The sequence below is a fragment of the Streptomyces sp. NPDC104367 genome (assembly GCF_055583825.1).
This window is the reverse complement of sequence record NZ_JBVJND010000003.1, coordinates 275,957-288,954: the sequence shown is the minus strand read 5'-3', so window position 1 is coordinate 288,954 and position 12,998 is coordinate 275,957. Positions and strand designations below refer to the sequence as shown.

Annotated in this window: 7 protein-coding genes; 1 reads left to right on the top strand and 6 read right to left on the bottom strand. The window is 75.0% G+C overall.

Going from position 1 to position 12,998, the window contains the following annotated elements; translation table 11 throughout:
• Nucleotides 1–22: 22 nt before the first annotated feature.
• Nucleotides 23–3,283 carry a family 78 glycoside hydrolase catalytic domain gene (locus tag ACZ619_RS06815; RefSeq protein ID WP_469595032.1) on the top strand — a complete coding sequence of 1,087 codons (3,261 nt, stop codon included), beginning with the start codon at nucleotides 23–25 and terminating at the stop codon, nucleotides 3,281–3,283.
• 60 nt (nucleotides 3,284–3,343) lie between these two features.
• On the opposite strand, the gene ACZ619_RS06810 is transcribed toward ACZ619_RS06815, so the two are convergent.
• From ACZ619_RS06810 to ACZ619_RS06785, 6 genes are all read right to left on the bottom strand, one after another.
• Nucleotides 3,344–4,789, bottom strand: a complete 1,446-nt coding sequence (locus tag ACZ619_RS06810) for an MFS transporter (RefSeq protein WP_469595030.1) — start codon at nucleotides 4,787–4,789, stop codon at nucleotides 3,344–3,346.
• A gap of 117 nt (nucleotides 4,790–4,906) precedes the next feature.
• Entirely contained in the window at nucleotides 4,907–5,932 is a 1,026-nt protein-coding gene (locus tag ACZ619_RS06805; RefSeq protein ID WP_469595028.1) for a dipeptidase, read from the bottom strand.
• The gene (locus ACZ619_RS06800; protein ID WP_469595027.1) at nucleotides 5,929–6,624 is read right to left on the bottom strand and encodes a hypothetical protein; all 696 of its coding nucleotides are present in this window, start codon (nucleotides 6,622–6,624) and stop codon (nucleotides 5,929–5,931) included. Before ACZ619_RS06800 ends, ACZ619_RS06805 begins: the two co-directional genes overlap by 4 nt.
• Nucleotides 6,621–8,339, bottom strand: coding sequence for a hypothetical protein (locus ACZ619_RS06795; RefSeq protein ID WP_469595025.1), 1,719 nt, complete (start codon nucleotides 8,337–8,339; stop codon nucleotides 6,621–6,623). The genes ACZ619_RS06800 and ACZ619_RS06795 overlap by 4 nt, the downstream gene beginning before the upstream one ends.
• Nucleotides 8,340–8,894: 555 nt before the next feature.
• The gene (locus ACZ619_RS06790; protein WP_469595023.1) at nucleotides 8,895–9,686 is read right to left on the bottom strand and encodes an IclR family transcriptional regulator; all 792 of its coding nucleotides are present in this window, start codon (nucleotides 9,684–9,686) and stop codon (nucleotides 8,895–8,897) included.
• Nucleotides 9,687–9,822: 136 nt separating this feature from the next.
• Nucleotides 9,823–12,756 (bottom strand): polysaccharide lyase family 8 super-sandwich domain-containing protein, encoded by a 2,934-nt coding sequence (locus ACZ619_RS06785; protein WP_469595021.1) that lies wholly within the window; start codon nucleotides 12,754–12,756, stop codon nucleotides 9,823–9,825.
• Nucleotides 12,757–12,998: the final 242 nt, after the last annotated feature.

The following is a 12,998-nucleotide window of genomic DNA, read 5'->3' as shown; positions in this document are numbered from 1 at the left end:
CGCCCCGCCAGGAAGGACCGCCATGCCCCGTCCCGGACCCCGCGCCGGACGCCGCCGCCTCGCCGCCCTGCTGTCCGCCGCACTGACCGCCCTCGTCACCGCCGTGTCCGCCACCGTCCCGGCCACCGCCGCGACCACCGGCACCATCACCCCCGTCCAGCTGCGCACCCAGCACCTGGACCAGGCGCTCGGCATCGACGACACCACCCCCGACCTCAGCTGGGGCACCACCGCCGACACCGCGAACACCCTCCAGCGCGCCTACCGCGTGCAGGCCGCCACCTCGCCCGCCCGCCTGCGCTCCGGCCGCCCCGACCTCTGGGACTCCGGGAAGGTCGCCTCCGACGTACCGGAGACCACGTACGCGGGCCGCGCGCTCGGCTCCCGCGCCCGTGTCTACTGGCGCGTCCAGCTCTGGTCCGGCGCGCACCGGGCCTCGGCCTGGAGCACCCCGGCCGCCTTCGAGACCGGTCTCACCAAGGCCGCCGACTGGCAGGCCGGGTGGATCACCCACCCCGAATGGCGGCTCGGCGAGAAGGAGATCGAACCCGTCGTCGTCAAGGTGCCCCGCACCACGGCCCGTTACCTGCGCCTCGACGTCACACGCCTCGGCCTGCCCCTCAAGGAGAGCGTCGACGCCCGCACCTGGCGCCTCCAGCTCGGCGAGATCGACGTACGCGACACGCAGACCGGGACGACCGGGCTCGCCAAGGGCGCCGCGGTCACCGCCTCCGAGACCTACACGATCCGCAAGACCTACGAACCCGCCCTCGCCGTCGACGGACTGACCAACAGCGCCCTGCAGACGGCCGCCGGCTACTCCAGCGCCGCCCACACCTCCGCCGACACCTCGGCCGCCCCCGTCACCCTCACCCTCGACCTCAAGTCGGCCAGGACCTTCGACCAGGTGGCCCTCTACCCGCGCGCCGACGTCCTCACCGACGACGGCAGGGTCCCGAACTTCCCCGTGGACTACGCCCTTTCGGCGTCCGACGACGCCACGGGAACCTTCACCATGCTCACCCAGGTCACCGGCCAGCAGCCGCCCAAGCCCTACCTGCCCGCCGGACTCCCGCTGCTCGCCGACGACTTCACCCTCCCGCGCGGCATCCGCAGCGCCCGCCTCTACATCGCCGGACTCGGCATCTACGACGCCACCCTCAACGGCGAACCCGTCGGGGACGCGGTACTCGAACCCGCCAACACCGACTACCGGGAACGCGTCCAGTACGCCACCTACGACGTCACCGACCGGCTGCGCACCGGCGCCAACACCCTGGGCGTCGCCCTCGGCAACGGCATGTCCAACGTGATCAGCACCGCCGACCGCTACCGCAAGCTCTACGGCAACATCAGCGACCCCGAGCTCGTCGCCCAGCTGGAGATCACCCTCGCCGACGGCAGCCGCCGCGTCGTCAAGAGCGGCGACGACTGGCGCACCACGCTCGGCCCCACCACCTCCAGCAACTGGTACGGCGGCGAGGACTACGACGCCCGCCGCGAGATCCCGCACTGGAACGACCCGCAGGGCGACCGCCGCGGCTGGGACCACGCCGTCACCGTCGCCGCGCCCGGGACCACCGACGCCCCCGCCGCGCTCAGCGCCCGTGAGACCGAACCGGTCCGGGTCGTGGAGACCCTCACCGGCAAGGAGGTCGACGGCGCCGCCGGCAGCCGCGTCTTCGACCTCGGCCGCAACATCGCCGGCCGGCCCGAGATCACCGTCAGCGCGCCCGCCGGCACGGAGATCCGGATCTACCCGGCGGAGAGCCTCAAGGAGGGACACGCCTTCCAGTCCATCAGCAACGTCGGCGCCCCCCTGTGGGACAGCTACACCACCCGCGACGGCCGCACCGCCACCTGGCACCCCACCTTCGGCTACCACGGCTTCCGCTACCTGGAGCTGAAGGGCCTGCCGGACGGCGCGACGGTCTCGGTACGCGGCCAGGTGCTGCGCACCGACAACGCCTCCGCCGGCGGCTTCACCAGCTCCGACACCCTGATCAACGGCATCCACGGGATCATCCGGCGGGCGATCGAGGGCAACATGATGAGCGTCCTCACCGACTGCCCGAGCCGCGAGAAGCTCGGCTGGCTCGAACAGGACCAGCTGGTCTTCCCCGCGCTCGCCGCCAACTACGACATGCAGGCCTACCTGCGCAAGATCGTCCGTGACATGGCCGACGCCCAGACCGCCGACGGCCTGATCCCGAGCACCGTTCCCGAGTACACCAGCCTGCCCGGCGCCTACCGCAACGACGCCAACTGGGGCGGCTCCTTCGTCCTGGTGCCCTGGCAGCTCTACACCACCTACGGCGACCGGGACACCCTGCGCGCCTACTACCCGCGGATGCGCCAGTACGCGGCCTTCCTGAAGACCCAGGTCTCGGCCGGCATCCTCGACTACGGCCTCGGCGACTGGTTCACCCCGGACCGCACCTTCCCCCGCGCGGTCGCCGGCACCTACGGCTACTGGCGCGTCGTGGACGCCCTGTCCCGGATCGCCGCCGTCCTCGGCGACGACACCGCCGCGGCCGGCTACCGGGCCGACGCCGACACCTCCGCCCAGGCCCTCGCGGCCAGGTACTACGACAGCGCCACCGGCGCCTTCGGAGGCGGCGGCCAGGGCGCCGAGGCCCTCGCGCTCGACATGGGCGCCTACCCGGCCGGGGAGCAGGACCGCCTCCTGGCCCACTTCACCTCGTCCGTCGAGGCCGCCGACTACCATCTCCAGCTCGGCGAGATCTCCCTGCCGTCCGCGTTCCGCGTGCTCTCCGCGGCCGGCCGCGACGACATCGTGTACCGGATCGCCACCCGGACCACCAGCCCCAGCTACGGCTACCAGGTGCTCGCCGGCAACACCACCCTCGGCGAGTCCTGGGACGGCGGCCCCGGCCAGTCGCAGAACCACTTCATGCTCGGCGCGATCGACTCCTGGTTCACCGGGCGGATCGCCGGCCTCGGCCAGAGCGCGGACTCGGTGGGCTACCGCGAACTCCTCGTCGACCCGGCGGTGGAGGGCGACCTGACCTCCGCGTCCGGCTCCTACCGCACCCCCTACGGCCTCGCCCGCACCGGCTGGACCCGGGACGGCGACGCCTTCCGGCTCACGGTCGACGTGCCCGCGGGCAGCACGGCCGAGATCCACGTGCCCGCCGCCGACGGAAGCGCGACGGCACCCGAGGGCGCCAGGCAGGTCCGCGCCACGGCCACCGAGACCGTGTACGAGACCGGCTCCGGCCACTGGACCTTCCGTTCCACGCTGCCGCCCGCCGCGTCCTGACCGAACCGACGGCAGGTCCCCGCCCGGACCGGGCGGGGACCTGCCGTCGTCCACCCCGGCTCAGTACGCCAGGTTCTCCAGCGACTTCCCCCGGGTCGACGTGCACAGCACCAGGGTGAGCACGCACCCCGCCGCCAGCACGGCGCAGATCAGGGTGAAGACCCCGCCGAACCGCAGCGACGCGTACGCCGTACCGATGATCATCGGGGAGACGATGCCGCCGACCCGGCTGAACGCGTCCGACGTCGCGGCGGCCATCGAGCGCAGCCGCGTCGGGTACACCTCCGGGAGGTAGGTGTACAGCGGCGCGTACAGACCGTTGAGGAAGAAGCCCAGCAGCACGCTCAGCAGCAGCACCAGCCCGTTCGCGTCCGCCTGCGACAGCGCCCAGGCGCACACCGCCGAACCGGCCAGACAGGCCACGATGCTCCACTTGCGGTCGGTGCGGTCCGCCAGCCAGGCCGCCGGGTAGTAGCCGGCCACCTGGGCGACCTCGACCAGCAGCGCGTACCCGAAGCTGTCGGTGATGGACAGCCCCCGGTCCAGCAGCATGCTCGGCAGGAACGTCAGGAAGCCGTAGTACGCGAAGCTCGCGACGAAGAACATCGTCCACACCACGACGGTCTGCCGCAGGTACGGCCCCCGCCACAGCTGCGCGAACTGCCGCAGCGCCCCCAGGTCCTCGTCCCGGCCGGCCGGGGCCGGCGGCTCCGGCTCCGGCAGCGGCTCGCCCGTGCGCAGCCGGACGGCCTCCTCCAGGGCGGCGACGACGGCCTCGGCCTCCTCGTCACGGCCCTTGAGCAGCAGATAGCGCGGCGACTCCGGCAGATTGCGGCGCCACCACAGCCCCAGCGCCACCGGCAGGCCCACCAGCACCAGCCCCCAGCGCCAGCCGTCGTCCACCCGCGCCACCACGAACGTGCCGATCAGCGCGGCCAGCACATAGCCCAGCCCGAAGAACCCGGCGAGCGAGCCCACGTAGGCGGACCGGGCGCTGCGGGGCGCGAACTCGGCGAGATAGGGGATCACGATGTTCACGTTGACCCCGACGCCGACACCGGCCAGGAAGCGCAGCACCAGCAGCATGCCGAAGTCGGGCGCCGCCGCCGACAGCAGGGTGCAGCCGCTGAACAGCACCAGCGACCACAGCAGCAGCGGCTTGCGGCCGATCCGGTTGCCGAGCACGGCCAGCGAGAGATCGCCCGCGAAGGCGCCCGCCAGGGTGGCGCTGGCGACCAGTCCCTGCTGGGCGCCGGTCAGCGCGAACGCCGCCGTGATCAACGGCAGCAGGAACGACATGATGCCCAGGTCCAGCCCGTCCAGCGTGGTGCTGATCCCGCCCTGGGTCAGGATGCGGCCCTGCACCCAGGTCATCGGCAGGCGGTCGATGCGCGCGGTGAGCCGTGCGGCCCGCTCGCGCGCCGCCGTCGGGTCGTCGGTGGTGGGTGGCCCGGCGACGCCCGACGGCGCCGTACGCGAGCCCTTCTCGGTCTGCTCATATGTCATGGCCCGTCGGCCTTTCGGTTCACGGGCGGTCCCGCTGACCTCCCACGGTACGGGGCCGCCACTGATGGTCGGGTCCTGCCGGCCGGGCGCTCCGCCATGCGGACCGCCCGGCCCTCCTCACCCGGCGTCGGGGCCGGTCAGCACGGTCTCGTACAGGCGCAGCCAGTTGCCGCCCACGACGGCCCGCGCCTCCTCGGCGGAGAAACCGAAGCGGGCGGTGAGCCGGTCGGCGACCAGCGCGAGCCCGGAGGCGTCCGCGAGCCACTCGCCTCCCGCGGACGGGGGCGGGCCGCCCAGGTCGGCGCCGCGCTGCTCGCCGCGGGTCCAGCGCCCCTTGCGCATCCACGCGAACTCGGCCGGTCCCGCCTTGGGACTGAGATCGGTGCCGATCGCGACGTGCCGCACCCCGATCAGCTCCACGGTGCGGGTCACCATCGCGCACCAGTCGTCCAGGGAGGCCGCGTACCGGCCGGAGATCGACCGGTAGGTGGCCAGCCCCACCACCCCGTCGCGCTCGGCCAGCGCGCGCAGTGTCGCGTCGTCGGCGTTGCGCGGGTGGTCGTACAGGGAGCGCGGGTTGGCGTGGGTGATCGCCACCGGGGCGGCCGAGCGGTCGATGGCCTCGCGGCGGGTGCGGTCCCCGGAGTGCGAGAGGTCGACCAGCATCCCGGCCGCGTTCATCTCCCGCACGACCTCCGCGCCGAACCGGGTCAGCCCCGGATCGCGCTCCTCGTAGCAGGAGCCGCCCAACTCGTTGTTGTTGTTGTACGTCAGCTGCATCACCCGCAGCCCCATCGCGTGGAACAGCCGCACGAACCCGAGCCGGCCCTGGAGCGGGCTGGCGTTCTGCGCGCCGAGCAGGATCGCCGTACGGCCCTCCCGCCGGGCCCGCTCGATGTCGGCGGCCGTCGTCGCCCGGACCACGAGGTCGGCGTTGGCGGCCAGCAGGTCGTGCCAGGCGGCGAGCGCGTCCATCGTCTCCACGGCGTCCTCCCAGAACGCCACCGTGGCGGTCGCGCAGGCCACGCCCCCGGCCCGGAGCTGGAGGAACACCTCGCGGTCGTACGGGCCGCACTGGAGGCCGTCGACGACCGGCGGCGCGGACACAGGCGCGGACACAGGCGCGGGCGCAGGGGCGGTCACGCGGGCACCTCCACCGGCTCGTCCTCGCCGGCCTCGGCGAGGATCTCCCCGCCGGGGCCGAAGAGGGAGTCACCGGCATGCGTCCGCGACAGCGGACTGTCCGGCGTCAGGGCCGTCTCGGCCTCGGCGACCACCCGCCGCCACCGCGCGAGCGGCACGGCGACCCCGTAGGTCAGGGCCCGCAGGTCGGCCGCGTCCGGGCCGTCGGCCGGCGCACCGGGCAGCGGGCGGGCCGTGACCCGGTCCGCCGCGCAGGTGAGGGCGACACCGAGCCGCCGGGCCGCCGGGACCAGCGCCCGTACGGACCAGTCCTCCCCGGCCGCGGCCAGGGTGACCTCGCCGTGGCCGAGGGCGCAGGCGACCGCGAGGTCCAGCAGGTCGGCCGCGGTCGCCAGCGGCGGCTGCTCCGCGGCGCCGGGCAGGACGGCCGCGGCGCCGCGCAGCGTGGGGCGCAGGTGCCGGGCGCGCAGCGCGGGCAGCGCGTCGAGCAGGCCGGCGAGCCCGGACAGGCCGTGGGTCTCGGCGGCGACCACCACGTCCCGGGTGGCGGCCACACTGCCGAACGGCACCATCGTGGTGAGCAGCACCCGGCCGGTCATCAGCCGCAGTTCGCGGACCGAGACCCGGACCACCTCCGCGGACGCACCGGGAGAGGCGACGGGGGCAGGGGCGGGGGCGGGGTGACGGGTCATGCGGGTTCCTCCTCGTGCCGCACGGCGGCCGGGCGGGCGGGCAGCGCCCAGTCCGCGTCGCCGTGCTCGTGGACGGTGTGGCGGCTCGGCGCGCCGTGGAACAGCAGGCCGAGGACGTTGCGGCCGGCGGAGTCGGCGGTCTTGTCCAGGCCGTGTACGGCCGAGTTCATGAACCGCACGATGTGCACGGGCACGAACCGGTCGTCGGCGATGTTCATGTGCGGGCTGTGCAGGGCGAGGTCGGACAGTCCCTGCACCCGGGCGACGGTGTCGCGGTGCTCGGGGCGGATCACGCAGAACACGCCCACGGGCAGCTCCGGATCGCCGACCGCCCGCAGGTCGCGGGCCAGTGCCTGCACCGACCGCGGGACGTTCACCTGCCAGTCCAGGCCCTCGGCGACCTCCTCGCGCGGGCCGCGCCGGGGCTCCTCGGCCGCCCGCGACTTGTACCAGACGTGCCGCAGCGCGTCCGGCGCGGTCAGGTCGACCGCCAGGGCCCAGGCGTAGGCGTCCTCCAGATGCGCCAGCAGCTCGCCGGCCGTCGCCTCGGGCCGGATGCGCAGGTACTCGTCGACGCGCTGCCGGTCCACCAGCGGGTCGGTGAGGTCCGGCACGCTGTCGATCAGCACGGCGGCCAGCGCCTCCACGGCGGCGGCGTCCAGTTCCGCGTTCCAGCGCGCCCACAGCCGCGGCAGCGCCCCGTCGCGGTCCGGGTCCGGCACCTCGTCGAGCAGCGCGAGCGCCTGCCGCAGCGACCCGGCGAGCAGCTCCGGGGCGTCGAACACGCCGTAGACGGTGGGGTCCTGTTCGTGGAACCGGACGGTGCGCAGCAGCCGTTCGCGGATCGCCGCCAGGTGCCCGGCGCCGCGGCGCGCGTCCAGGGCCCGCGCCAGGGCCTGCTCGCGCAGCTCCAGCCAGCGGTCGATCAGCCGGGGATGGTTGTTGGTGAAGAACACCAGTCCCAGCGCCGAGGCGTTGCCCAGCCCGAGGCAGCGGCGCAGCTCGGGATCCAGGCGTACGGCGCGCGGGTCGCGGTGGCGCGCCAGGTGCTCGGCGAGGTCCGCCGCGAACTCGCGCATCAGGTAGGCGGCCAGCATCTGCGCGTGCAGCGGCGCGGCGAGCGGATGCCGGTCGGGGAGCGCGGCGTAGGAGCGGGTGCCGAAGGTGCCGTTGCCGTCCAGGCCGGTGTTGCGCATCAGGTAGCCGACGTCCCACAGCCGCCCTGCGTCGGGCTGGCGGCCCGCGGCGAGGCTCTCGACGACGTGCTCGAACAGCCGCAGGCTCCGGTTGGACCGGCACCACACCAGGGTGTGCGACGTGGCCCGGCCGCCGTACAGCTTGGGCAGCTCGGCCCGGGTGACGTCGAGGTCGGCGTCGTCGGCGGTGCCGTCGAACAGCGCGCCGGTCATGTCCCAGTCGGTGCCGACGATCCGGCTGGTCCGGCCCTCCAGCTTGGGTGTGAAGGAGAACGCGACGAAGTCGAGCGGGCCGGACGGGGTGTGCACCCGGTAGCGGACCCGGCCCCGGGAGTCGGGGTCGACGTCGAACTCCAGGCACTCGACCCGCCAGCGTTCCCTGACCATCCGGTTCACGAGGGCCCGCCCGGCGCTGAGCCGGGTGGGCGGGAGCAGGGCGAGCCGGTCGGGGGCGAGCAGCCGGCCCACGGGACGCGGCTCGGTGGGTGCGGTGCCGGGCACCGTCGGGGTCGTGGTCATGAGAACTCTCTGGTCGTCCGGGGGAGGGGAGCCCCGCCGGAGGTGGGCATGGCTGGGGGAGGGGTCCGAGAGGTACGGGGGCGCGCCGGGGAACGCCCCGGTGTGCGGGGCGGCGCGAGGCATGCCGGAGACGGGGCCGGGCGGGCGGGATCGGGAGCCGGGCCGGCCGGCAGCAGGCGGCGGGCGGCGGCATGGGGCGTGGGGTACGCGGGTGCTGGTGGCCGGGGTGGCCGGGGTGGCCGGGGTGGCCGGGGTGGCCGGGGTGGCCGGGGTGGCCGGGGTGGCCGCTAGGGCCGCCGGGGCCGCCGGGGCCGTGCGGGCCGTGCGGGGGCCATGCGGAAGCAAGGGGGGCGCCGGGCCCGTAGCCCCGGTCAGGGGCGGGTGGGGCCGGTCGGGTGGGCGCGGGGGCCCGCGCCCGGGTGGGGGCGGGGCGGCGCGGGGGGCGGAGCCGGGAAGGGACTTGGGGCGGCGCCGGGAAGGGATTCGGGTGCGGAGCCGGGGAGGGGCGCGGTGCGGGCCGTGGGCGCGGACGGCGTCGGCCGCCGCGCCCGGGTATCAGCCGTGCAGGCCGAACCGGGCGCCGCTGTCGAGGCGCAGCAGCGGCTCGATGCGGTGGGCCAGCGGGCGCAGGACGGCCAGCGCGCCCCGCGCGGTGATCCGCTCCCGCGGACCGTGCAGGCTCAGCGCCGCCACCGGCGGGCCGTCCTCGCGGCACAGCGGGACCGCGACCGCGGCGATGCCGTCGGCGTCGTCGTCGGTGGACGTCGCCCACCCGGTGGCCCGGATCAGCGCCCGGTCCTCGGGGCCGGGCAGCGGTACACCGGCCTGTTCCAGCTCCGTGGCGGTCCTGGCGTCGGCCAGCGCGCACAGCAGCCGTCCCGTCGCGCTGCTGGCCAGGTCGAGCCGGTCGCCGAGCAGGAGTGTGGCGTACAGCCCGCGCCCCGGCTCGGCCCGCTGCACGACCCGGGCCGTCGCCGCGTCCAGTACGGCGATGCTGACCACGTCGCCGCAGGCCCGCGCCGCGTCGGCGAGCATCGGGGAGGTGCGCTCCCCGATACCTGCCTGGCGCAGCGCGGTGTGCCCCAGGTGCGCCGGGCGCAGCGTGAGCCGGTAGCTGTCGTCGGGCAGCTGCTCCATCCAGCCCGCCGCCTCCAGCGTGACCAGCTGGCGGTGCACCTCGGCACGCGGGGCGCCGACGGCGCGGGCGAGGGAGGAGACCCGGACGGGCTCGTCGACGTCGGCCAGGACGTCGAGCAGCGCCAGCAACTTCACCGCCGTACTCAGGGGCCGGGTGGCGCGGCGTGGCTCCTCGGCCGCCGCCCCGTCGCCCGTTGTCACAATATGCATGACACCGTCCTTCTGTGAGAGACGGCGGAACCTTAGGTGGCGACCGGCGGCCCGACAAGGGGCCGCGGGTAAATTCCCTGTCACCGGGAGTTCACCGCGCGGGGGCGCGGGAACCCCCGGCGGCGGAACCGGGCGCTCAGCCGTTCGCCAGCGTGAGCGTCAGGGTGGGCGGACTCACCGTGTTCTCGCGGGAGTTGAGGATCACCGCCAGACCCGCGTCGTCCTCGGCCAGGGCCAGCGACACCAGGCCTCCCGCGGCGGCGGACACCCGGGCGGTCACGTCGAAGGCGAGAACCGCCTTGGCCGTGGTCGCGGTGACGGTGTCCAGCGTGGCGCCCAGCGGCGGCCTGCTGTCCCAGGTCAGCGCCGACTCGGTCCACGTCGAGTCGGCGACCGCGTGGGCCGCCAGCGGGGTGGACGTGCCGCCGGAGTCGGAGACGTACCCGTACACCGACAGGGTGGCGGCGGTGACCGTGCCGAGCACGGGCGCGGTGTCGAAGGTGAGATAGGCCTGACGGGTGTAGCCGCTGCCGGCGGCGTTCTTCACGACCAGCGTGGAGGCCGTGCCGTACGCGGTGGCGGAGTACGAGCCGTCCCGCACGTAGGCGTCGGCGACCGGGGAGAGGACGGCCGAGGCGAGGGTGAAGACGGCCTCGCGGGTGGCGCCGGCCGCCGCGCCGAGGTCGGCGACCAGGGTGAGGGCGGGGGAGGCGGCGGTGACGGTGATCCCGTCGTCGGCGCTCACCGTGCTGCCGCCCACGGCGAGCCGGACGGTGACGGTGCCCGACGCCCGCGTGGGGTCGGAGATCCCGACGGTCAGCCGCCCGTCCCGCTGCCGGGTGATGACGGAGCAGGGCGCCGAGACGGTGATGCCGCCGGCGCTGCCCGCGGCGAAGAAGTTGGCCGCGATCACCCCGCTCGCGCTGTCCCGGACCGCGTGGACGGTGGCGCTGTCGGAGAGCACCGTGACGGTCGGCGCGGCGGCTCGGGCCTCGGTCCGCGCCCGGGTGAGCCCGGGCAGCAGCACATAGGCGTAGGAGTCGGCCGACGGCGCGGTGCCGTGCGGCAGGCACAGCGAGAGGTACTGCCGGGTGAGCGGATCGGCCGTGCCGGAGAGGGAGTTGACGTCGCTCCAGGCGCCGGTGCGGTCCGTGCGGGCGGCCTCGACGGTGGCCCCGCCCGGGAAGAGGTAGCCGCCCACGCCCTCCAGATGGGCCCAGGAGGAGACGGCGAGGGTCTGCGCCGAGCCGGACGCGGCCGAGCGGACGGTGCCGTCCACGGTGAGGGTGTTGCCGCCGTCCTGGTGGAGGTTGCGGTTCTCCACCACGGTGACCACCGCGGCGCCGCTGCCCCCGGTGATGGCCGAGCCGACGCAGACCACGGCGTCGTCGAGCAGGAACCACGACTTGCGCGCGGTCAGCGTGGACCCGTACTGCCGGAAGTCCAGTCCCGCGCAGCCGTACCCGTCCGACAGGCTCGCCCCGCCCGACCAGGTGGCGGCGGACCGGGTCCCGGTGCCGGCGGCGTCGGCCAGGGCGAGGGTGTCGACGGTGGTCCCGGGCAGCCGGTACGGGTCGGCGGTGGGCCAGTAGCCGTCGGTGTGGTGGGTCGGGTCCGAGGCGAGGTACAGGTGGCCCATGCCGTCGCCGGTGTGCCAGCCGTGCAGGTTCTCCCCGTTGATCGACTCGTAGCGGGCGGTGCGGACGGACGACAGCGCGAGCGCGAAGGCCCAGCCGTCCCGTCGGTGCACGACCCGGTCCATGGCGGGGAACTGGACGTGCCCGGTGCCCTCCTCGGCCGCCGGGACCGAGTCGTCGTCCAGCACCGGCCGGGCCAGCGCGATCCCGGCGACGCTCGCGGTGGCGGCGAAGGGGGCCACGACCTCGCCCCGGGTGATCCAGCCCTTGGCCAGGGAGCGGAAACGGGCCGCCTGGGCCGCGGTGGGCGCCGACTCGGCGGCCCGCAGCACGGACTGGACGATCAGGTTGCCGTCGTAGAAGTCCGTCTCGGCCGGGCGGGCGACGGCCCTGCCGCGGACCGCGTCCATGCACAGCCCGTTCCACACCCAGGGCCGGAAGGCGGTCTCGACGGAGTCGAAGACGTGGGCCGTCGCCGGGTCGGTGACCTCCCAGTCGGAGCCGGCGAGCAGCTGGAACAGCACGCCGAGGCCGCGCAGCAGCACCATGCCGTACGTCCCGGTGTAGGGGATGTACGTGTGCTGGACGAACGAGCCGTCGGCGTACAGGCCGTCGCCCGAGGTGACGTACGGGAACACGGCGGAGAGCGCGGCGACGGCCGTCGACAGGCGCTCGGAGCTCGCGCCCAGGACCCCGCGCACCGCGACGACCTGGCACAGGTCCACCCGGTTGGCGCCCGTGGAGGTGGTGCGGTCGGTGCCGTACCGGTTGAGGGTGGGGTCGGGCACGAAGTGGTCGACGGCGGCGAGCAGGACGTCCAGCTGGTCGGCCGAGAGCAACGGCCGTACCAGGACGGCGGTGTTGAGCAGGGCCTGCGGGGTGCCGATCTCCCATTCCCACCAGTTGCCGGACTCCGCGGTGGCGGCGTTGTAGACCTGGGCGCACACGAACTCCAGGCCGTCGGCGATCGCGGCGCCGAACGTGGCGTCGCCGTACAGGGCTCTTCCGCTGCCGTCGGTGGCCGCGGTGCCCGGAGTGGCGTACGCGGTGGCCATCGCGGCCAGCCGTTTGGCGCTGGTGGTCAGGTCGGCCGGGGTGCCGAGCGGCAGCCCGGGCCACAGCGAGCCGGTGGAGGCGTCCGCGGAGAGCGTGTTCCACAGGGTGGTCGCGGTGGTGGAGACGGCGGTCAGCGCGGTCGCGTAGGCCTCGTCGGCCGGGTCGAGCGCGCCGCCGGTGAGGATGTCGGCCCAGCGCAGCCGGAGGGTCTCGTAGGGGTCGCCGTCGGCCGCGCGGGCGCTGCCCGCGCCGGGGCCGAGCGTCAGCCCTCCGGCGAGGCCGGCCAGCGCCAGCGCCGAGACGGCGAGAAACCCACGGCGGCCCAGCGCCGCGGGGAGGGAGGAGGAGGGGGGTGCTGGCTCGACGTTCTGGGGCACGGGCGTGTTCCCTTCCGTATCTGGAGACGGGGCGTACTCGCAGCAGGGCAAAGGCACTCGGGGCGGGGGCGGGGGCGGGGGCGGGGCGCGGGGCGCGGGTGGAGAGCCGGGGAAGAGGGAGGAGTCCGGAGCCTGAGCCGGAGCTGCCTGTCCACGCCGGGCGTGTCAGGAAGACCCGGCCCGTGACGAGCGGCGGCCGCCGACGGCCGAACTCCCGCGCCCGGCCGACGTGATGGTCGGCC